This is a genomic window from Paracoccus spongiarum (assembly GCF_030732095.1).
Taxonomy (GTDB): domain Bacteria; phylum Pseudomonadota; class Alphaproteobacteria; order Rhodobacterales; family Rhodobacteraceae; genus Paracoccus; species Paracoccus spongiarum.
On the sequence record NZ_JAVAMQ010000001.1, the window covers coordinates 123,554 to 143,074 of the forward strand.

The window sequence follows — 19,521 nt, forward strand, 5'->3', positions numbered from 1 at the left end:
GGCGATCTGACCCGCGTGGAACTGACCTGGGTGGAGGGCAGGACCGAATACTGGATCAGGTTCGGCCATGAGGCGGGAACGCAGATCCTCGACCGCAACCGGCGCGTCGTTTCTTTCGGTCCTGGTTCGGTGTTCGCGTTCGTCCGCTGGGCGGCGAACGACCACGGCACGATCATTTCGCGCCTCGACATCCTGCGCGCGGTTGCGCCGGGCGAATCCTATCAGACGCTGCCCTTCGTCCGTCCGGGCGGCGAAATCCTGCTGAAGATCGAAGGCTGGCCGAAGGTTGAGGCCGTCCTTCGCCATGTCGACGGGATCGAGGCCATTGGCGTCGATCCCGCCCAGGTCGATCCCGATCACTGGCGGCATGTCGCCCACTGGATGAACGCAGGCGAAGCGCCGCGTCCTTACACCGCCGAGCGCCATCAGGCATGGCTCCGGCGCCGGGAGATCGCCCCATGACGCGCTTTCGCTATGTCATGGTGACGGCGGCGGCCACGCTGGGGATCGCCATCGCCGGATTCGTTCCGACCGCGCCAAGGCTGCTCTGGAACGCATCGGCCAGCGTGCCGATCGGGTTCTACACCGTCGCGCCCGCTGATCGGATCGAGATGCCCGATCTGGTCGCCGTCATGCCACCTGAGCCGTTCGCGTCCTACATGGTGGACCGCGGCTACGTCGCGCGCGACGTGCCGCTTCTGAAGCGCGTGATCGGCCTGCCCGGACAGCGCGTCTGCCGCGCCGGCCGCGCCATCGCCGTCGATGGTGTTCCGCTCGGCGAAGCACGCGACCGCGACAGCCTCGGCCGAGACCTGCCGGTCTGGCAGGGCTGCCGCGTCATCGCCGAGGGCGAAGTCTTCCTGATGAACCCGGACGTCGGCGACAGCCTCGACGGCCGCTATTTCGGCCCGTTCCCCGCCTCGGCGGTGATCGGCCGCGCGATCCCGCTTTTCACCGACGAAGACGGCGATGGCCGCTTTGTCTGGCGCGCGCCGATGCGGTGACGGCGCGTCCGCTGCGGGGCGTGCGAACGGCCCGCGTCTTCTCCACCGCATAGCAAAGGAAACCTCCCATGGCACAGATCGGCCAATTTACCCGCACCCCGTCCGGCTATTCCGGGCATGTCCGCACCCTCACGCTCGACGCGGAGTTGACCTTCGTTCCAGCAGAGAACGCCGAGGCGGAGAATGCGCCCGCCTACCGCATCCACCTCGGCGACGAGGACGGACCGGAAGTCGGCGCGGGCTGGAAACATTCCGGGGAACGCGCCGGGCCGTTCGTTTCGGTCCTGCTCGACGATCCCGTCTTCCAGCAGCCGATCCGCGCCCGCCTGTTCCAGGCGGACGAGGACGGACGCGACTGGGGCTTGCACTGGACCCGCCAAAAGAAGCGCGACGAGCAGGAATGACCATGCTCATCTCCTGCATTCGTCTCGCCTCCGGGAGATACGGCGTCCGCCGCCGCATCATCCTCTCTCTTCTTTCCGGCCTGTTCGTTTCAGCCATCACCACGCCGCCCGTCCTAGCCCAAGCTGCGATGCCCGGTCATGTGGTTGCCGCGCATCCGCACGACGCCCACATTGCGGAAGCCTCGCAACGCTTCGGCATCCCGACGACATGGATCATCGCCGTGATGCGCACTGAGAGCGCGGGCGACGTGCGCGCAATTTCGTCCGCCGGTGCGATGGGACTGATGCAGGTCATGCCCGACACCTGGGCGGATCTGCGCATCCGCCATGCTCTCGGCCGCGACCCCTTCGAGCCGCGCGACAACATCCTCGCGGGCACGGCCTATCTCCGCGAGATGTGGGATCGCTACGGCAATGTGGCCGCGATGCTCGCGGCCTACAATGCCGGTCCCGGCCGTTACGACGAATACCGCGCGACGGCTCGTCCGCTTCCGGCCGAGACACGCGCCTACGTCGCCGCGCTGACACCGATCCTGCTCGGCGAGCGACCGTCGGGGGGCAGCTCGTCGGTTGTTCCACCGCTCGATTGGCGCGAGGCGGCGATCTTCGTGGCGGGAGAAATCGGCGCTACCGCTTCCGATCCGGCTTCACCCGACCCCACGCCTCGCGACGCCCCTTCATTCGTCCCGGCAGCACCGGAAACGCTCACGGCCTTGCAGCCGGAGGGGCTGTTCGTCGCTCGCAGTGCCGGTGAGGACCAGCCATGAGCGGCTCCGTGCGGTTTCGCATCCTGTCGACCGCTGGCGTGTCATGGAGGGCGCGGGGGGTGGCGGCAGGCACCACGACCGGAAGATGGCAGGATAAAAGCGCGCACGGTGCGGCTCGGTCGGTCGGTTGTTTTTGTTCATGTTTTCGGCGCGTTCCGCACCGTGCCGCGCATTCGCGCACCGTGCGCCTCGCGCCCATCCTCCTGAATTTCCTTACTGTCTTGCACCGTGCGGGGCTGTGTCATGTCCGATGAACACGAGTTCCGCATAAGGCCGGGGCGCATCCGCTCGACCCGCGCTCAGCAGACCCGGCCCTTCATCGCGCAGGCGCTCGCCGCCGCGAAGAAGGCCGGCGGTGGCGTCTCTCGATCCGGCCGCGTGACTTCCGGCAATCGCTCCCGCTTCGGGCGCGGCCAGCGCGCCAGCGTCCAGGCCAATCGTCTCATCACCACCCGCACACGCGGCGCCGTCGTCAAGGCGCGCGTGGTGCGCAACATGGCATGGTCCGCGCCGCTCGGAACGCATCTCGATTATCTCCGCCGTGACGGCGTGACCCGAGATGGCGAGAAGGCACGGCTGTTCGGGCCGGGAACGGAGGATGCCGATGGTCGCGCCTTCGCGGAGCGGTGCGGCGATGACCGGCATCATTTCCGGTTCATCGTCTCGCCCGACGACGCGCCGGATATTTCCGACCTCCGATCATTCACGCGCGATCTTGTCGGCCAGATGGAAAAGGATCTCGGGACGCGCCTCGACTGGGTGGCGGTCGATCACTGGAACACCGCGCATCCGCATGTCCATCTGATCGTGCGCGGTGTTCGCGACGATGGGCAGGACCTCGTGATCTCCCGCGACTACATCAAGGAGGGGATGCGGGACCGGGCGCGCGATCTCATCACCCAGGAGCTGGGGCCGCGCACCGATCTCGACATTCACCGTGCGCTAGAGGCCCAGATCGAGGCGGAACGCTGGACCCAGCTCGACCGGCAGCTTGTCCGTGATGCGGGAAAATCCGGCATCGTCGATCTTGCCCCGCTCGCCAGCCGACCGCAGGACGAGTTCCATACGCTGAAGGTCGGGCGGCTGCGCACCCTCGAAATCCTCGGCGTCGCCGGGCAGATCGGCCATTCGCAATGGTTCATCAAGCCCGAGGCCGAGACGGTCTTGCGCGAACTCGGCGAGCGCGGCGACATCATCAAGCGCATGCACCGTGCCCTGATCGCGCGCGGCATCGAACGCGGCTCGGCCAGCTATGTCCTCGCCGGCGAAAGCCTCGACGTTCCCGTCATCGGCCGCCTGGTCGAGCGCGGCCTTGACGACGAGTTGAAGGGCACGGCCTATGCCGTCGTCGATGGCGTCGACGGACGCACCCACCACATCAAGCTCCCTCATCTCGATGCCGCCGGTGACAGCCCGCCCGGCTCAATCGTCGAGTTGCGCGCCTATGAAGATGCGCAAGGTGCGCGCCGCGTCGCGCTCGCTGTCCGCTCCGATCTTGATCTCGGTGCGCAGGTGGGGGCCTCGGGCGCGACCTGGCTCGACCGCCAGGCCATCGCCCGCGAGCCGGTTCCTCTCTCGGATAGCGGCTTCGGCGCCGAGGTCCGTCAGGCACTGGACGAGCGGGCGGAGCATCTGATCGGCGAGGATCTCGCGGAGCGGCAAGGCGGGCGCGTCGTCTTCGCTCGCCGGCTATTGAACACGCTGCGCAGGCGCGAACTCGACAGTCTCGGCGAGAAGCTCGCGGCCGAGACCGGCATGTCCTTCGAGCGCGCCGCCAGCGGCGAATATGTCGCCGGCTCCTATCGCCAGCGCTTCGCGCTCGCCTCAGGCCGCTTCGCCATGATCGACGATGGCCTCGGCTTCCAGCTCGTGCCCTGGTCGCCCTCCATTGAGAAGCAGATCGGCCGTCACGTCTCCGGCATCGCCCGCGACGACGGCGGTGTCGATTGGGACTTCGGGCGCAAGCGCGGCCTCGGCCTCTGACCTCAATCGGAAAGGAACCAACCCCATGTCCGCCACCAAGATCCTCTGGGGACAGATCAGCGTCGTCTTCCTCATCATCCTCGCCACCACCTGGGGCGCCACCCAATATGTCGCCTGGAGCCTTGCCTATCAGGCGCAACTCGGGCCGCCCTGGTTCGAGCTGTTCGGCACCCCGATCTACTATCCGCCCGCACTCTTCTGGTGGTGGTATTTCTATGAAGCCTATGCGCCGCCGATCTTCGCCAAGGGCGGGATCATCGCGGCCTCGGGCGGCTTCATCGCCATCGCGGTCGCCATCGGCATGTCAGTCTGGCGCGCGCGCGAGGCGAAGAACGTCGCCACCTATGGCTCGGCGCGATGGGCGGAGAAACCCGAGGTGAAGGCGGCCGGCCTGCTCGATCCCGATGGTGTCGTCCTTGGCCGGTATGATCGCGAGTATCTGCGCCATGATGGACCGGAGCATGTGCTGTGCTTTGCCCCGACACGTTCGGGCAAGGGCGTCGGCCTGGTGGTGCCGACGCTGTTGACCTGGCCCGGCTCGGCCATCGTCCACGACATCAAGGGCGAGAACTGGCAGCTTACCTCGGGTTTCCGGGCACGCCATGGCCGCGTGCTGCTCTTCGACCCAACCAACCCAAAGTCCTCGGCCTACAATCCGCTGCTCGAGGTGCGCCGCGGCGAGTGGGAGGTGCGCGACGTCCAGAACATTGCCGACATCCTCGTCGACCCCGAAGGCTCGTTGGACAAAAGGAATCACTGGGAAAAAACCAGCCATTCGCTCCTCGTCGGCGCCATCCTTCATGTCCTCTATGCGGAGCCCGACAAGACCCTCGCCGGCGTGGCACGATTCCTCTCCGATCCGAAGCGCCCGGTGGATTCCACCCTGCGCGCCATGATGGAAACCGCGCATCTCGGTGACGCAGGACCGCACCCCGTCATCGCCAGCGCCGCGCGGGAGCTGCGCAACAAATCCGAGAACGAGCGGTCCGGCGTGTTGTCGACGGCGATGTCGTTTCTCGGCCTCTATCGAGATCCGGTCGTGGCCGAGGTCACGCGCCGCTCAGACTGGCGCATCAGCGACATTGTGGGAGGCGATCAGCCGACCACGCTCTACCTCGTCGTGCCGCCCTCCGACATCAACCGCACCAAGCCCTTGATGCGACTGCTGCTGAATCAGGTCGGCCGCCGCCTGACCGAGGATCTGCAGGCGAACACGGGGCGGCATCGGCTGCTCTTGATGCTCGACGAGTTTCCGGCGTTGGGCAGGCTCGACTTCTTCGAGACGGCCCTGGCCTTCATGGCGGGCTATGGTCTCAAGAGCTTCCTGATCGCGCAGTCGCTGAACCAGATCGAGAAAGCCTATGGCCCGAACAACTCTATCCTCGACAACTGCCATGTGCGGGTGAGCTTTGCGACGAATGACGAACGCACCGCCAAGCGAGTCTCGGACGCGCTCGGCACTGCTACCGAGATGAAGGCGATGAAGAACTACGCCGGGCACCGGCTGTCGCCCTGGCTCGGGCACCTCATGGTTTCGCGCTCGGAAACCGCCCGCCAGTTGCTGACGCCGGGCGAGATCATGCAGCTTCCCCCGCATGAGGAGATCGTCATGGTGGCGGGCATCCCCCCGATCCGGGCGACGAAGGCGCGCTACTACGAGGACGCCCGGTTTCGCGAGCGTGTTCTGTCACCACCTGAATTGCAGCGCCCTGAGGGAGCCCGGCCCGACGACTGGACCACGCTTCCGCTCCCGGCGCGGCCGGAAGCCGCCGTGGATGAGGACAACCCCACGACGGATGACGAGGATACGACCGAATCCGAACGCCGCTTGCAGCCAGAACTCAGCCGGGTGAAGCCGGTGGAGAAGAAAAAGCCCATCGAGAACGAGTTTGAGTTCGCCCCGCCCGATGATGTCGACGAGGAGGCTGTCCAGAACCGGCGGATGATCCGGCAGGTCCAGGGGATTGCCCGGCAGGTTGCCATGGACCCGAACGACGGCATGGACCTATAGGACCATGATGCAACGCAAGAAGAAATCAAAGGTCACGATCTATCTCGATCCAGACCTCACTGCGGCGCTGGCCGACTTCGCCGCACGCCGGGATCGGTCGCAATCCATGATCGCCGAGGCTGCCATCGCATCCTTCGTGTCGCCGGATGATGCTGAGCGCCGCGAGGCGATCGTCGCCAAGCGACTCGACCAGATCGACCGCCGCATGACGCGGGTAGAGCGTGATGTCGGCATCGCCGTCGAGAGCCTGGCGGTATTCATTCGTTTCTGGCTGATGACGACGCCAGCCTTGCCCGAGCCGGCGGCAAAGGCGGCAAAGGCCAAATCGGCCGAGCGATACGAGGCGTTCATCACTGCGCTCGGCCGACGCCTCGCACAGGGACCGAAGCTGCGGCAGGAGATTACCGAGGATGTAGCGGCAGCGGACGAATAGATCGTCAGGCGGAGTGCTTGCATTAATGCCGATCCCGTAAACTGCTTTTTCGCGGCGATGGCGCGACGGAGGCGAACGCTACAACTATCGCAAAACCGTTCTTAGGGCACGATCCAGCGTCCTTCCCAGCCGTGGAGCCCTTGCCTAAAGCTGCATCGCCTGTGCGGCTCCGAGGAAAGATCCAATCGTTCCACATGGCTTATGACGATCTCGACCAGGCAGAACCGCGCATAGGCGGTCGCCGGATCGCTATCGTCGGTTTCCATTTCATTCGGCGAGGCCAGCACTGTCCCCGGCGGCAGTGCCGACCGAAAGAGGATATGTGTATGCGGGCGCAGCGCGTTCCAGAAGTCCCGCCGCCTCGTCTCGTCTTCGATGATCTCCGCCCGACCGTCGATGCGCAGTTGAACGACCCTCTCATTGTCGAAGCCGGCAAGCGATACGCACGGATTGGCCGTGATCTCCCGAACCTTGGGCGAACGCAGGTCGGTGATGAAGGACAGACTCGTAGATGCCTCGTTGAAGCTGCGCAGCACGATGGTTCGGATCTTCGGCGCACCGTCCTCGCCGACGGTCGCGAGTTGCATCAGCGTAAAGGGCGTTCGCTGTTTGACCGCATCGGCCAGCACCAGCCAGACATCATGGAGCAATGCCTGCTTCATGGTGCTTTTCCGGCAGGAGCAAGGCCGACACCGGCATCTGGCTCGACCTCCGGTGCCACCTTCCGCGACCCGAACTGAAGCAGAGCGACCCCCGCGAGGATGAGGCACATCGCCAGGTAGCCGATCAGCTGGATCGCCTCGCCGACGAACACGACGCCGATCACCAGGGCCACGACCGGAGGAATGTAGGTAACGCTCGAAGCCGCCAGCGCACCGAGGTTTTCGACGATGTGATAATAGGCGACATAGGCAAGGCCGGTTCCGCAGAGGCCAAGACCGATGACAAGGCCGATCCAGGCCCGGTCGTCGGCGAAGACCGCGCCAATCCCCTCGACCGGGATCACCATGAACAGCAGAAGCATTGCGATGCCGATCTGGTAGGTCGTCAAGGCGGCGGCTGGCAGCTTCAGCGGGCTGACGAATTTTCTGGCATAGACGAAGGAGCAACCGACGCTGAAGGTGCCCGCGATCATCCAGGCGACCCCTGCCATCTCGATGTCGCCACCGACCGACCACGGCTGCGCGATCAGCAACACGCCGAGAAAGCCGAGGGCGACGCCGACCGCCTTTGTCGCCGTGATGCGTTCCTCGCGCAGGAAAAGGAAAGCGCAGACGAAGGTGAAGAGCGGGATCGCCCCGCTCAGCATTCCGGCGATGCTCGACGGCAGCAAGGCCGTGCCCTTGGCGAAGGCGAAATAGTAAAGCGCGGTCGCCACCAGCGCCATGACCGCGAAATGATGCACATGACGGGCATGGCTCCATCGCAGTTCGCCCCGAGACAGCGCGAACAGAAAAACAGGGAGGAAGCCGAAGACCACGCGCAGCAGCGTGATCTGAGCCGGCGTGATGTATTCCGCTGCCCATTTGACGAAGATGAAATTGCTTCCCCAGATGAATCCGAGGAAGCAGAAGGCAAGCCAGGCGGTTTTCTTCATGGGCTTACACGGCGCGGGTGACGCCGCCGTCGACCCGGATATTCTGGCCAGTGATATAGGCCGCGCCATCGGAAGCGAGGAAGGCAACCGTCGCCGCGATTTCCTCGGAGGTGCCGTAACGCTTCAAAGGCACGCCGTCGCGGCGCTCCTCGGTCGCGGGGAGACTGTCGATCCAGCCGGGCAGCACGTTGTTCATGCGGATGTTGTCGGCCGCATAGGTATCGGCGAAGATCTTGGTGAAAGATGCGAGCCCGGCACGAGCAACGGCCGAGGTCGGGAACATCGCACTCGGCTCGAAGGCCCAGGCCGTCGAGATGTTGATAATGACGCCGCCCTTCTGCTTCTGCATGGTCGGAGCGACGAGCCGAGCCGGCCGCACGACGTTCAGGAAATAGGTGTCGAACCCTGCGTGCCAGTCCTCGTCGGTGATTTCGAGGATCTGCTTGCGCGGGCCGTGGCCGGCGCTGTTGACCAGCACGTCGATACGTCCCCAACGCTCAAGGGTGCCGTCGACGAGGCGCTTCAAGTCGTCATTCGACTGGTTCGAGCCCGTGACGCCGAAGCCCCCGAGTTCCTGTGCCAGTGCCTCACCCTTGCCAGAGGACGAGAGAACCGCGACCTTGAACCCATCTGCCGCCAGCCGGCGCGCAGCAGCCGCGCCCATTCCACTACCGCCAGCCGTGATGATTGCGATTTTTTCTACTGTCATATCCGTGGCCTCTGAAAGAGAATTGATCGTGGAAGCCGCCTATACGGAGGCACTATGGATTGGTATCATCCTTTGAAACGGGATACGAACCAGTTCCACTCCCATCACTCTGTAGAAAATCTATCCTATGCCGGAAGGTTTCCCTCGACTCCCCTCGCTCAACGGCCTGCGCGTATTCGAGGTCGTGACGCGGCATCTCAACTTCCGGCTCGCGGCCGAGGAGCTGGGCGTCACGCAAGGGGCGGTCGCGCAGCAGATTCGCGGGCTGGAAGCCGAACTCGGGCTGAAGCTGTTTGAGCGCCAGCCACGCACGCTGGCCTTGACGGAGGCGGGCCGCAGCTACGTTGCCAATATCCGCCGGGCGTTCGAGTTGATCGCCGAGGCGACCGAAATGCTGAAGCCGGAACCCAGGCACCTGACCATCAGCGTCACGCCGACCTTCGCATCACGCTGGCTGATCCCGCGCCTGCCAGATTTTACCGCCACACACCCGGATATAGACCTTCGTATCCTTGCCACGGATCGGCTTTCCAGCTTCCAGACGGATGCGGTCGACATCGCCGTGCGCTATGGGCGGCCACCCTTCGGGGCGGGCCTCAACACCGAACTCCTGTTCGAGCAGGTGATCGTCGCAGTTGCCAGCCCGCTTCTCCTCGAAAAGCTCGGTCCGCCCGACGAGGACGACAATCTCACGCGCTATGCGCTCCTACACGACGCACATAATTTCTGGCCACAGTTCCTCGAACGAGCCTATCCGGGTGGCGTGACCGCCTCAGCCAAGAACATTCGCTTCAACCAGACATCGCTCGCCGTTGACGCGGCTGTCGCCGGTCAGGGTCTGGCGTTAGCGAGCCTGTTCTTCGTGCAGGACGATATTGATGCAGGCCGCCTCGCGCGCCCCTTCGCGACGGAATTGCGCGTCGGTTCGGACTTCTACCTGGTTTCGCCGCGCAAGCCGCGCCACCCTGAACCGACAGCGGATGTGCGGAGCTGGCTCCTGACCGCCGCGCGATGAACCGAATCACCTGACAAGGACCAAGGCGCTGCTTTCAGGCTTGGTCCTAGATGGGGTCACCGCCGTTCTCCTGTATTTGCGCGCTACGCTACTACGACGGTCGAAACTTGTTGAAACGACCCGATTTGGGTCTCTTTTAGTCATCCCCATCCGGGGATCGTCTCTCGCCTCCCCGGTGGAACGGGGACGAGATGGCAGGCATCAACCACAAACAGGCAACGGTGGACCGCGGCGCGCGTATGCTCCGGACGGCGCTCGGGCCTGCCATCTCAACCTTGCTGCAAGACCCGTCTGTCGTCGAGGTCATGCTGAATCCCGACGGGCGCATCTGGGTCGACCGGCTGTCCGAAGGGCTGGCCGATACCGGCGAGATCCTGTCCGCCGCCGATGGCGAGCGCATCGTGCGGCTGGTGGCCCACCATGTCGGCGTCGAAGTGCATGCGCGCAGCCCACGGGTCTCGGCGGAGCTGCCGGAATCGGGAGAGCGCTTCGAGGGGTTGCTGCCCCCGGTGGTGTCCTCGCCTGCCTTCGCCATCCGCAAACCCGCCGTCGCGGTGTTCACCCTCGATGACTATGTGGCGGCCGGCATCATGTCCGAGGATCAGGCAGAAGCACTCCGCGCCGCCGTCCAGTCGCGCGCGAACATCCTGGTCGCGGGCGGCACGTCCACCGGCAAGACCACGCTGACCAATGCGCTGCTCGCCGAGGTGGCGAATACGCAGGATCGGGTCGTAATCATCGAGGATACCCGCGAGTTGCAATGCGCGGCGCCCAATCTGGTCGCCATGCGGACCAAGGATGGTGTCGCCACTCTGTCCGATCTGGTGCGCTCGTCCTTGCGCCTGCGCCCCGACCGTATCCCGATCGGTGAGGTCCGTGGGGCCGAAGCTCTGGACCTGCTCAAAGCCTGGGGCACCGGCCACCCCGGAGGGATCGGAACGATCCATGCCGGTTCCGGCATCGGCGCGCTGCGCCGCCTCGAACAACTCATCCAGGAAGCGGTCGTCACCGTGCCGCGCGCGATGATCGCGGAAACCATCGACCTTGTTGCCGTCCTCTCCGGGCGCGGTTCCGCCCGCCGCCTTGCCGAGCTTGCCCGCGTCGAGGGGCTCGGGCCGGACGGAGACTACCGAATTTCCTCAGCCTTTTCAGAACCCGACACCACTCACAACACTGGAGAACCTGCATGATCCGTCGTGCCTTCCGTATCCGCCACCATATCGCAACCGCATCGGCCTTCGCCTGGGTGAGCCTGATGACGTCCCCGGCCTGGGCCTCCGGCTCCTCCATGCCCTGGGAGGCGCCGCTGCAATCCATCCTCGAATCCGTCGAAGGTCCAGTGGCGAAAATCGTGGCGGTGATCATCATCATCGTCACGGGCCTGACACTGGCCTTCGGCGATACCGGCGGCGGTTTCCGGCGGCTGATCCAGATCGTCTTCGGCATCTCCATCGCCTTCGCGGCATCGAGCTTCTTCCTGTCGTTCTTCAGCTTCGGCGGGGGGGCGCTGGTCTGATGGCCGTGAGCTTCGAGGCCCTCGATACCGTGCCGGGCTTCGCGGTGCCGGTTCACCGCGCCCTGACCGAGCCGATCCTGCTCGGCGGGGCGCCCCGATCCGTCGCGATCCTCAACGGCACGCTGGCTGGCGCCGTCGGCCTCGGCCTTCAGCTATGGCTTGCAGGCATCCTGATCTGGGCCGTCGGTCACATCGCCGCCGTCTGGGCCGCCAAACGCGATCCGCTCTTCGTCGAGGTCGCGCGCCGCCATCTTCGCATCCCCGGCCATCTTTCGGTGTGAGGCACGAGCCATGATGAATCTCGCAGAATACCGTCGCACCGCCTCACGCCTTGCCGACTACCTTCCCTGGGTGGCGCTGGTCGGCTCCGGCGTCGTGCTGAACAAGGACGGCTCGTTCCAGCGCACGGCGAAGTTCCGTGGTCCCGATCTGGATTCCGCCGTCGCGGCCGAGCTGGTCGCGGTGGCCGGGCGGCTGAACAACGCCTTCCGCCGTCTCGGCTCCGGCTGGGCCATCTTTGTCGAAGCACAGCGGTCGGAAGCCGCAAGCTATCCCGCAAGCCGCTTCCCCGATCCGGCCTCGGCGCTGGTCGATGCCGAGCGGAAGGCCGATTTCGAGGAGGAGGGCAGCCATTTCGTCTCTGGCTACTTCCTGACCTTCCTGTGGCTCCCGCCCGCCGAAGATGCCGCACGTTCCGAGTCCTGGCTGTATGAAGGGCGCGAGACCTCGGGCGTGAACCCCTGGGAACTGGTGCGCGGCTTCATCGACCGCACCGACCGCGTGCTGGCGCTGCTCGACGGCTTCATGCCCGAGTGCCGATGGCTCGATGACGCCGGCACGCTGACCTACCTCCACTCGACGATTTCGACCAACCGGCATCGCGTCCGCGTGCCCGAAACTCCGGTCTATCTCGATGCGCTGCTGGCCGATCAGCCGCTGACCGGCGGCCTGGAACCCCGACTGGGCAATCAACATCTCCGGCTTCTGACGATCACCGGCTTTCCGGGCACCACCACACCCGGCCTGCTCGACGAGATGAACCGGCTGGCCTTTCCCTACCGATGGTCCACCCGCGCCATCCTTATGGACAAGACCGACGCGACCCGGCTGCTGACGAAGATCAGGCGGCAATGGTTCGCCAAGCGCAAGAGCATCGCGGCGATCATCAAGGAGGTGATGACCAACGAGCAATCTGCGCTCGTGGATACCGATGCGGCGAACAAGGCCGCCGACGCGGACATGGCCTTGCAGGAACTCGGCGCCGACATGGCCGGGATGGCCTATGTCACGGCGACCGTCACCGTCTGGGACGAGGACGCCCGCCGCGCCGACGAAAAGCTGCGGCTGGTCGAAAAGATCATCCAGTCCCGCGATTTCAGCGTCATGGTCGAGACGGTCAATGCCGTCGACGCCTGGCTCGGCAGCCTGCCCGGACATGCCTATGCCAATGTCCGGCAGCCGCCGGTCTCGACGCTCAACCTTGCCCACATGGTCCCTTCGTCCGCCGTGTGGGCGGGGCCGGAACGCGACGATCATCTCGGCGCACCCCCACTGCTTTACGGCAGGACCGAGGGATCGACGCCGTTCCGGCTTTCCCTGCATGTGGGCGACGTGGGCCATACCCTCGTCGTCGGACCGACCGGCGCGGGCAAATCCGTGCTGCTGGCGCTGATGGCCTTGCAGTTTCGCCGCTATCCGCGCGCTCAGGTCTTTGCCTTCGATTTCGGGGGGTCCATCCGCGCCTGCGCCCTCGCCATGCAAGGGGACTGGCACGATCTTGGCGGCGAGCTGACCGATGCGGCCGATGCTTCCGTCTCGCTGCAACCGCTGGCTCGTATTCACCAGACCTCCGAGCGCGCCTGGGCTGCGGACTGGATCGTCGCGATCCTGATGCGCGAGAACATCCAGATCACCCCGGACGTCAAGGAACATATTTGGACGGCGCTGACTTCGCTTGCTTCCGCCCCGGTCGGCGAACGCACCATCACCGGCCTTGCCGTGCTGCTCCAGTCCAACGACCTGAAACAGGCGCTACGGCCTTATTGCGTCGGCGGCCCGTATGGTCGGCTGCTCGACGCCGAGAGCGAACATCTCGGTTCGGCCGATGTCCAGGCATTTGAAATCGAGGGCCTCGTCGGCACCGGCGCAGCGCCCGCCGTCCTCTCCTATCTCTTCCACCGCATCGGCGATCGGTTGGGTGGGCAACCTACGCTGCTGATCATCGACGAGGGCTGGCTTGCGCTGGACGACGAAGGGTTCGCGGACCAACTCAGAGAATGGCTCAAGACCCTGCGCAAGAAGAACGCCAGCGTCATCTTCGCCACGCAGTCGCTGTCCGACATCGACAATTCCGCCATTGCTCCGGCCATCATTGAAAGCTGCCCGACGCGACTCCTCTTGCCGAACGAGCGCGCCATCGAACCCCAGATCACCGCGATCTATCGCCGCTTTGGCCTCAATGATCGCCAGATCGAAATCCTGGCCAGGGCGACTCCGAAGCGGGACTACTACTGCCAGTCGCGGCGTGGCAACCGCCTGTTCGATCTTGGATTGTCGGAGGTCGGTCTGGCGCTCTGCGCCGCCTCGGCCAAATCCGATCAGGCCCTGATCACCGAAATCCTCGCTGAACACGGTGGCGACGGGTTCCTCTCGGCCTGGCTCCGGGCACGCGACGTCGATTGGGCCGCCGATCTCATCCCGGACCTCACCAATCTCGCGACCGAAAGCGAGACCCTGCCGCCGACGGTCGCTGACCTCGGCGAAATCGAACTCATCCTGGAAGAAGAGGAGATTACCCCATGACGCGCACAATTCCCCGGCTCACCCGCATCGCCAGCGCTTCGGCGCTCGCCCTTGCGCTCACCGCACCGCTGGCGCTGACCCCGATGTTCACGACACCGGCCCACGCCTTCTTCGGCATTGGGCGGATCGTCTATGACCCGACCAACCACGCGGAGAACCTGCTGACCGCCGCCCGCACTCTGGAACAGATCAACAACCAGATCACCTCGCTCCAGAACGAGGCGCAGATGCTGATCAACCAGGCCCGCAACCTCGCGAGCCTGCCCTACAGTTCGCTTCAGGCGCTTCAGCAGAACGTCCAACGCACCCAGCAGCTTCTCGGGCAGGCCCAGAACATCGCCTTCGATGTGCAGAACATCGACCAGATGTTCCAGCAGGATTATGGCAACCTTTCCCTCACGGCCACCGACCAGCAGCTCATTGCGGATGCCCGAACCCGCTGGGAAAATACCGTCGGGGGTCTTCAGGACGCGATGCGGGTGCAGGCGGGTGTCGTCGGCAATATCGACAGCAACCGCGCGGAGATGTCCGCGCTCGTCGGCGAAAGCCAAGGGGCGACCGGCGCGCTTCAGGCCACCCAAGCCGGCAATCAGCTTCTCGCCCTCCAGTCGCAGCAGCTTTCCGACCTGATCGCGGTCATCTCGGCCAACGGCCGGGCCGACGCCCTGATGGAAGCCGAACGCGCGACCGCCGCCGAACAGGGCCGCATCCAGCGCGAACGCTTCCTGACACCGGGCTCGGGCTACCAGCCCGGCAACGCCCAGATGTTCAACTGACGCCGGGGAGGCCCATCATGGAGGGGAAGGTGCTGGCCCGGATCGCAGCCATCGTATTCGTAGCCGTCGCCATCACGGCGGCGATCATCGAGATGAACCGCGAGGATGTAGCCGGTCCGGCCCCTTCCGTTCCTTTGCAGACGCGACAGGTCGATCTCCTGCGCGAGGGGCAGCGTCTCTGTCAGGAAATGGGCGAGGCGGCGGCCAATGACGCCGAATGCTTGGCGATCTGGGCCGAAACCCGCGACCGCTTCCTCGGACGGTCGCCCGCGCAGTCGACGCCTGGCCCGGATGGGGAGCGATAATCATGGGCGGAACGGGGGTCATCGACAATTTTCTCGGTATCTTCACCAGCTACATCGACTCGGGCTTTGGCCTGCTCGGCGGTGAAGTTGCCTTCATCGCGACGACGCTGATCGTCATAGACGTCACGCTCGCCGCCCTGTTTTGGGCCTGGGGCGCCGACGACGACATTCTCGCGCGCCTGGTGAAGAAGACGATCTTTGTCGGTGTCTTCGCCTATATCATTGGCAATTGGAACAGCCTCGCACGCATCGTCTTCGAGAGCTTCGCCGGGCTGGGCCTCATGGCTTCCGGCACAGGCTTTTCGGCCGCAGATCTCCTGCGCCCCGGCCGCGTTGCCCAGATCGGTCTCGACGCCGGGCGGCCGCTGCTCGAATCCATCTCCAGTCTCATGGGCTGGATCGCCGTCTTTGAAAACCTGGTGCAGATCCTCTGCCTGTTCTTCGCCTGGGCACTGGTTATCCTCGCCTTCTTTATTTTGGCAATCCAGCTCTTCGTCACCCTGATCGAGTTCAAGCTGACCACGCTTGCGGGCTTCGTGCTGATCCCCTTCGGCCTGTTCGGCAAGACCGCCTTCATGGCGGAACGGGTTCTGGGGAACGTCATCTCTTCCGGCATCAAGGTGTTGGTCCTCGCCGTCATCATCGGCATCGGCTCGACACTCTTCGGCCAGTTCACCGCCGGCTTCGGCGGCGCGACCCCGACCATCGACGACGCCATGGCGATCGTGCTGGCAGCCCTTTCCCTTCTCGGCCTCGGCATCTTCGGCCCCGGCATCGCCACCGGCCTCGTCTCCGGCGGCCCGCAACTCAGTGCTGGCGCTGCCGTCGGGACTGGCCTCGCTGTCGGCGGTGCCGCGATCGCTGCCGGTGGTGCGACCATGCTCGCCGCGCGGGGGGGCGGTGCCACACTCTCGGGCGGTGCTGCACTTGCACGCGGCGGGGCCTCAGCCGCCGGCGCAGCATCGTCTGCCTATTCCCTCGGCTCCATGGGTGGGTCAGGCGCGGCGGGGGTCGCTTCCGGCCTTGGCGGTGTGGCGCGCGCCGCAGGCTCGGCTGCCATCTCGCCTTTGAAGCGCGCAGCCTCCCATGCCGCCGACAGCATGAAGTCCAGCTATTCCGATGGCGCAAGGGCCGGATTTGCGGCGTCCGGCGGCAGTTCGTCCATGGGCACGGTCGGGGGCGCCCCGTCGCCCGAGCAATCACCTCCTTCAGCCGCTGATGGTCCACCGGCCTGGGCGCAGCAGATGCGCCGCAGCCGGGCGATGAGCCACGGCGTCACCGCTGCCGCCCATGCCGTCCGGTCCGGCGACAGCCACGGTGGCGGCTCCTCAGTCAGCCTTTCCGAAAGTGACCGCACATGAACACCTTCAAACGACCGACGACCCATTACGGCAAGGTGCCGGAACCCGAAACGCCCTATCAGCGCGCCGCGCAAGTCTGGGACGACCGCATCGGCTCGGCCCGCGTGCAGGCGAGGAACTGGCGCTACATGGCGTTCGGTTCGCTGATCCTCTCGGTCGGGTTCGCCGGCGCTCTTGTCTGGCAATCTGCGCGCGGAACCGTCGTGCCCTGGGTCGTTCAAGTCGACAATCTCGGCCAGGCGCAGACCGTTGCCCCCGCTACCGCCGATTATCGGCCGACCGATCCGCAGATCGCATTCCATCTCGGCCGCTTCATCGAACAGGTCCGCTCGCTTCCGGCTGACCCGATCATTGTCCGTCAGAACTGGCTCAGGGCCTATGACTGGACCACGGATCGCGGCGCCGTGGCGCTCAACGACTACGCCCGCGCCAACGACCCGTTCACGCGCGTCGGCCGCCAGCAGGTCGCCGTCGAGGTGTCGAGCATCATCCGGGCGTCCCCGGACAGTTTCCGCGTAGCCTGGACCGAACGCCACTACGAAAACGGCCAGCTCTCCACCACCGAGCGATGGACCGCGATCCTCACCATCGTCATCCAGCCGCCGCGTGACGCCGAGCGCCTGCGCGCCAATCCCTTGGGAATCTATGTCAACGCAATCAACTGGTCGCGGGAGATGAGTCAATGATCCGCACGTCTTTGAGTGAACCCGCTTTTCCGGTTTTCCGTAAACTCGGTTTTCCGGCTTTGTTGCTTGCCGCGACCATGCTCGCTGGCTGCGCCACCAACCGGACACCGCAATTCAGCTACGACGCCGATGTCCCGCCTCTTCCGTCCGCGCAGGCTCCCATCACCGATGCACGCCCAAGGCCGCTGCATGTGCCGCCCACCTGGAATGTGGCGCGGGGCGGCGAGGCTGCCGGCACGGCCACCGGCCGCGTTGAGAACGCCAATGCCGCCGCCCGTGTCGAGCCGCGTCGCGAAGGCTATTACAATGCCATACAGATCTATCCCTGGTCGGAAGGTGCGCTCTACCAAGTCTATGCCGCCGTCGGACAGATCACCACCATCGCGCTGGAGCCGGGCGAGAACCTGACCGGCGCGGGACCGATCGCCGCCGGCGACACGGCCAGGTGGGTGATCGGCGACACAGAGAGCGGAAGCGGTCCGACGCGCCGAGTGCATGTGCTGGTGAAGCCAACCCGGCCGGACATCTCGACCAACCTCGTCATCACCACCGACCGGCGCATCTACATGATCGAACTTCGCGCCCGCGAAGCGCTCTATATGCCTGCCGTGGCATGGGCGTATCCGGCACCGCCGCCGGGCAGCCGAGCGACCGCGCCGTCGGTCCCCGTCATCCCGGCCGAGGCCGCGCGGAACTATCGCTACGCCTTGCAGCTGCAAGGCGACAGCCCGCCATGGCGTCCAGTCTCCGTCTTCGATGACGGCAGGCGCGTCTATGTCGTCTTCCCACGCGGCATCGTGCAGGGCGAGATGCCGCCCCTGTTCGTTCTCGGTTCCGACGGCGAACCGCAGATCGTCAATTCGCGCATCCACCAAAATGTCCTGATCGTCGACAGGCTGTTCGGCGCGGCGGAACTGCGCCTTGGCAGCGGTGACCGCCAGCAGGTGGTCAGAATCGTCCGTATCGAGCAGAGACAGGCCGCTACCCAGTCGGCCGACGCGACCACGGGAGGATCGCCTTCATGAGCGATACCAACACCGCCGCGCCCATGCGGTTGCGCGCCGAGCCGCCCCGCGTCACCCGCTTGTCCCGCAAGGTGCTGGCAGGCGTCGGCGCCGCCGCGCTTCTCGGCGTCGGGGGAGCGCTGATCTATGCGCTCCAGACCCGCGAGGCGGGGCCGGGAGGAGGCGAACTCTACTCAACCGAGAACCGTCCCACTGCGGATGGCCTCGCCGGTCTCCCGCGCGATTATACTGGCCCGATCCTGGGGCCGGCATTGCCGGGCGACCTTGGCCGGCCAATCCTCGATGCACAAAATCGGGGACAGCCGATCGTTCCGCCTGCCATCACAACCCCTGCCGTCGATCCCGAGGAGCAACGCCGCCTCGCGGAAGAAGAAGCCGCACGGTTGAGCAACGTATTTTTCCAGTCAGGCCCACGCACGGGAGGTCCGGCCGGAACAGCCATGCCCGGACTGGCTGGGCTCACAGGACAACCGGACGGAACGGCGGGCCAGAATCGCCATACCGCTTTCCTCAACGGGCCGGTGGACCGGCAGACCGTCGCTCCGGATCGCGTCGCACCGCCGGCCTCGCCCTACATCCTTCAAGCCGGAGCCGTGATCCCGGCCGCGCTCATCACCGGCATCCGTTCCGACCTTCCGGGCCAGATCACCGCACAGGTGACGGAGAACGTCTATGACAGCCCCACCGGCTCGCTGCTCCTGATCCCGCAGGGAACGCGCATCATCGGCCAATATGATGATGGCGTGACCTTCGGCCAGCGCAGGGTGCTCTTGGTGTGGAATCGCCTGATCCTGCCGGGCGGACGCTCCATCGTGCTTGAGCGCCTGCCGGGCGCGGACGCCAGCGGCTATGCCGGCCTTGAGGACGGGATCGACTACCACTGGTGGGATCTGATGAAAGCGGCTGGCCTCTCCACGCTGCTCGCGGTCGGCGCGGAGCTGGCGACCAGCGACGAGGACCGGCTTATCCGGGCCATCCGCGACGGCGCACAGGATACCGTCAATCAGGCGGGCCAACAGATCGTGCAACGTCAGTTGCAGGTTGCCCCCACGCTGACCATCCGGCCGGGCTTCCCGGTCAGGATCATCGTGACCCGCGACCTTGTATTCGAGCCGGCAGGAGGTTGA

The 19,521-nt window shown here is 65.4% G+C and carries 21 protein-coding genes; 18 read left to right on the forward strand and 3 right to left on the reverse strand.

Annotated features, from left to right (window positions below; all coding sequences use genetic code 11):
• Window positions 1-15 precede the first annotated feature (15 nt).
• From Q5Y72_RS00595 to Q5Y72_RS00625, 7 genes are all read left to right on the forward strand, one after another.
• Window positions 16-462, forward strand: coding sequence for a DUF2840 domain-containing protein (locus Q5Y72_RS00595; protein ID WP_425320185.1), 447 nt, complete (start codon window positions 16-18; stop codon window positions 460-462).
• The gene (locus Q5Y72_RS00600) at window positions 459-1,004 is read left to right on the forward strand and encodes a S26 family signal peptidase (RefSeq protein ID WP_080620497.1); all 546 of its coding nucleotides are present in this window, start codon (window positions 459-461) and stop codon (window positions 1,002-1,004) included. The genes Q5Y72_RS00595 and Q5Y72_RS00600 overlap by 4 nt, the downstream gene beginning before the upstream one ends.
• Window positions 1,005-1,072: 68 nt before the next feature.
• Window positions 1,073-1,408, forward strand: a complete 336-nt coding sequence (locus Q5Y72_RS00605; protein WP_080620498.1) for a DUF736 domain-containing protein — start codon at window positions 1,073-1,075, stop codon at window positions 1,406-1,408.
• Window positions 1,409-1,410: 2 nt separating this feature from the next.
• Window positions 1,411-2,175: a lytic transglycosylase domain-containing protein gene (locus tag Q5Y72_RS00610; protein WP_080622748.1), complete on the forward strand. Its 765-nt coding sequence runs from the start codon at window positions 1,411-1,413 to the stop codon at window positions 2,173-2,175.
• Between the two features lie 243 nt (window positions 2,176-2,418).
• A complete protein-coding gene (locus tag Q5Y72_RS00615; protein ID WP_080620499.1) occupies window positions 2,419-4,158 on the forward strand; it encodes a relaxase/mobilization nuclease domain-containing protein in 1,740 nt (579 codons plus the stop codon).
• Between the two features lie 25 nt (window positions 4,159-4,183).
• Complete coding sequence (locus Q5Y72_RS00620) at window positions 4,184-6,169, forward strand: conjugal transfer protein TraG (RefSeq protein ID WP_089389005.1); 1,986 nt, start codon at window positions 4,184-4,186, stop codon at window positions 6,167-6,169.
• A gap of 7 nt (window positions 6,170-6,176) precedes the next feature.
• A complete protein-coding gene (locus tag Q5Y72_RS00625; protein WP_425274172.1) occupies window positions 6,177-6,602 on the forward strand; it encodes a CopG family transcriptional regulator in 426 nt (141 codons plus the stop codon).
• Window positions 6,603-6,703: 101 nt separating this feature from the next.
• On the opposite strand, the gene Q5Y72_RS00630 is transcribed toward Q5Y72_RS00625, so the two are convergent.
• Genes Q5Y72_RS00630 through Q5Y72_RS00640 form a run of 3 tightly spaced genes read right to left on the reverse strand, consistent with a single transcriptional unit; the run spans window position 6,704 to window position 8,908 of the window.
• On the reverse strand, window positions 6,704-7,264 hold the full coding sequence (locus Q5Y72_RS00630; protein ID WP_080620501.1) for a pyridoxamine 5'-phosphate oxidase family protein: 561 nt from the start codon (window positions 7,262-7,264) through the stop codon (window positions 6,704-6,706).
• Window positions 7,261-8,268, reverse strand: coding sequence for a DMT family transporter (locus Q5Y72_RS00635; protein ID WP_305961514.1), 1,008 nt, complete (start codon window positions 8,266-8,268; stop codon window positions 7,261-7,263). Before Q5Y72_RS00635 ends, Q5Y72_RS00630 begins: the two co-directional genes overlap by 4 nt.
• Window positions 8,204-8,908: an SDR family oxidoreductase gene (locus Q5Y72_RS00640; protein ID WP_080620503.1), complete on the reverse strand. Its 705-nt coding sequence runs from the start codon at window positions 8,906-8,908 to the stop codon at window positions 8,204-8,206. Before Q5Y72_RS00640 ends, Q5Y72_RS00635 begins: the two co-directional genes overlap by 65 nt.
• Before the next feature lie 127 nt (window positions 8,909-9,035).
• Here Q5Y72_RS00640 and gcvA point away from each other — a divergent pair, with 127 nt between their 5' ends.
• The 11 genes from gcvA (at window position 9,036) to Q5Y72_RS00695 (ending at window position 19,521) form a co-directional block, all read left to right on the forward strand.
• Window positions 9,036-9,923 (forward strand): transcriptional regulator GcvA, encoded by an 888-nt coding sequence (gcvA, locus tag Q5Y72_RS00645; protein WP_080620504.1) that lies wholly within the window; start codon window positions 9,036-9,038, stop codon window positions 9,921-9,923.
• A 239-nt stretch (window positions 9,924-10,162) separates the two neighbouring features.
• Window positions 10,163-11,113: a P-type conjugative transfer ATPase TrbB gene (gene trbB, locus Q5Y72_RS00650; RefSeq protein ID WP_425274181.1), complete on the forward strand. Its 951-nt coding sequence runs from the start codon at window positions 10,163-10,165 to the stop codon at window positions 11,111-11,113.
• The gene (locus Q5Y72_RS00655) at window positions 11,110-11,439 is read left to right on the forward strand and encodes a TrbC/VirB2 family type IV secretion system protein (RefSeq protein ID WP_028710779.1); all 330 of its coding nucleotides are present in this window, start codon (window positions 11,110-11,112) and stop codon (window positions 11,437-11,439) included. Before trbB ends, Q5Y72_RS00655 begins: the two co-directional genes overlap by 4 nt.
• Window positions 11,439-11,720, forward strand: coding sequence for a VirB3 family type IV secretion system protein (locus Q5Y72_RS00660; protein WP_080620506.1), 282 nt, complete (start codon window positions 11,439-11,441; stop codon window positions 11,718-11,720). Before Q5Y72_RS00655 ends, Q5Y72_RS00660 begins: the two co-directional genes overlap by 1 nt.
• A 10-nt stretch (window positions 11,721-11,730) precedes the next feature.
• Entirely contained in the window at window positions 11,731-14,241 is a 2,511-nt protein-coding gene (gene trbE / locus Q5Y72_RS00665; protein ID WP_080620507.1) for a conjugal transfer protein TrbE, read from the forward strand.
• Complete coding sequence (gene trbJ / locus Q5Y72_RS00670; protein WP_080620508.1) at window positions 14,238-15,017, forward strand: P-type conjugative transfer protein TrbJ; 780 nt, start codon at window positions 14,238-14,240, stop codon at window positions 15,015-15,017. Before trbE ends, trbJ begins: the two co-directional genes overlap by 4 nt.
• A gap of 17 nt (window positions 15,018-15,034) precedes the next feature.
• Window positions 15,035-15,322 (forward strand): putative entry exclusion protein TrbK-alt, encoded by a 288-nt coding sequence (gene trbK-alt, locus Q5Y72_RS00675; protein ID WP_080620509.1) that lies wholly within the window; start codon window positions 15,035-15,037, stop codon window positions 15,320-15,322.
• Between the two features lie 2 nt (window positions 15,323-15,324).
• Entirely contained in the window at window positions 15,325-16,683 is a 1,359-nt protein-coding gene (trbL, locus tag Q5Y72_RS00680) for a P-type conjugative transfer protein TrbL (protein WP_080620510.1), read from the forward strand.
• On the forward strand, window positions 16,680-17,369 hold the full coding sequence (trbF, locus tag Q5Y72_RS00685) for a conjugal transfer protein TrbF (RefSeq protein ID WP_080620511.1): 690 nt from the start codon (window positions 16,680-16,682) through the stop codon (window positions 17,367-17,369). The genes trbL and trbF overlap by 4 nt, the downstream gene beginning before the upstream one ends.
• Window positions 17,366-18,394: a P-type conjugative transfer protein TrbG gene (gene trbG, locus Q5Y72_RS00690; protein WP_080620512.1), complete on the forward strand. Its 1,029-nt coding sequence runs from the start codon at window positions 17,366-17,368 to the stop codon at window positions 18,392-18,394. The genes trbF and trbG overlap by 4 nt, the downstream gene beginning before the upstream one ends.
• Entirely contained in the window at window positions 18,391-19,521 is a 1,131-nt protein-coding gene (locus Q5Y72_RS00695; protein WP_080620513.1) for a TraB/TrbI/VirB10 family type IV secretion system protein, read from the forward strand. Before trbG ends, Q5Y72_RS00695 begins: the two co-directional genes overlap by 4 nt.

Excerpts from the sequence above, each read along its gene's own strand:
- Q5Y72_RS00600 (WP_080620497.1), top strand. The coding sequence starts at position 459 with ATGACGCGCTTTCGCTATGTCATGGTGACGGCGGCGGCCACGCTGGGG.
- Q5Y72_RS00605 (WP_080620498.1), top strand. The coding sequence starts at position 1,073 with ATGGCACAGATCGGCCAATTTACCCGCACCCCGTCCGGCTATTCCGGG.
- Q5Y72_RS00610 (WP_080622748.1), top strand. The coding sequence starts at position 1,411 with ATGCTCATCTCCTGCATTCGTCTCGCCTCCGGGAGATACGGCGTCCGC.
- Q5Y72_RS00615 (WP_080620499.1), top strand. The coding sequence starts at position 2,419 with ATGTCCGATGAACACGAGTTCCGCATAAGGCCGGGGCGCATCCGCTCG.
- Q5Y72_RS00620 (WP_089389005.1), top strand. The coding sequence starts at position 4,184 with ATGTCCGCCACCAAGATCCTCTGGGGACAGATCAGCGTCGTCTTCCTC.
- Q5Y72_RS00625 (WP_425274172.1), top strand. The coding sequence starts at position 6,177 with ATGCAACGCAAGAAGAAATCAAAGGTCACGATCTATCTCGATCCAGAC.
- Q5Y72_RS00630 (WP_080620501.1), bottom strand. The coding sequence starts at position 7,264 with ATGAAGCAGGCATTGCTCCATGATGTCTGGCTGGTGCTGGCCGATGCG.
- Q5Y72_RS00635 (WP_305961514.1), bottom strand. The coding sequence starts at position 8,268 with ATGGCGCGGCCTATATCACTGGCCAGAATATCCGGGTCGACGGCGGCG.
- Q5Y72_RS00640 (WP_080620503.1), bottom strand. The coding sequence starts at position 8,908 with ATGACAGTAGAAAAAATCGCAATCATCACGGCTGGCGGTAGTGGAATG.
- gcvA (WP_080620504.1), top strand. The coding sequence starts at position 9,036 with ATGCCGGAAGGTTTCCCTCGACTCCCCTCGCTCAACGGCCTGCGCGTA.
- trbB (WP_425274181.1), top strand. The coding sequence starts at position 10,163 with ATGCTCCGGACGGCGCTCGGGCCTGCCATCTCAACCTTGCTGCAAGAC.
- Q5Y72_RS00655 (WP_028710779.1), top strand. The coding sequence starts at position 11,110 with ATGATCCGTCGTGCCTTCCGTATCCGCCACCATATCGCAACCGCATCG.
- Q5Y72_RS00660 (WP_080620506.1), top strand. The coding sequence starts at position 11,439 with ATGGCCGTGAGCTTCGAGGCCCTCGATACCGTGCCGGGCTTCGCGGTG.
- trbE (WP_080620507.1), top strand. The coding sequence starts at position 11,731 with ATGATGAATCTCGCAGAATACCGTCGCACCGCCTCACGCCTTGCCGAC.
- trbJ (WP_080620508.1), top strand. The coding sequence starts at position 14,238 with ATGACGCGCACAATTCCCCGGCTCACCCGCATCGCCAGCGCTTCGGCG.
- trbK-alt (WP_080620509.1), top strand. The coding sequence starts at position 15,035 with ATGGAGGGGAAGGTGCTGGCCCGGATCGCAGCCATCGTATTCGTAGCC.
- trbL (WP_080620510.1), top strand. The coding sequence starts at position 15,325 with ATGGGCGGAACGGGGGTCATCGACAATTTTCTCGGTATCTTCACCAGC.
- trbF (WP_080620511.1), top strand. The coding sequence starts at position 16,680 with ATGAACACCTTCAAACGACCGACGACCCATTACGGCAAGGTGCCGGAA.
- trbG (WP_080620512.1), top strand. The coding sequence starts at position 17,366 with ATGATCCGCACGTCTTTGAGTGAACCCGCTTTTCCGGTTTTCCGTAAA.
- Q5Y72_RS00695 (WP_080620513.1), top strand. The coding sequence starts at position 18,391 with ATGAGCGATACCAACACCGCCGCGCCCATGCGGTTGCGCGCCGAGCCG.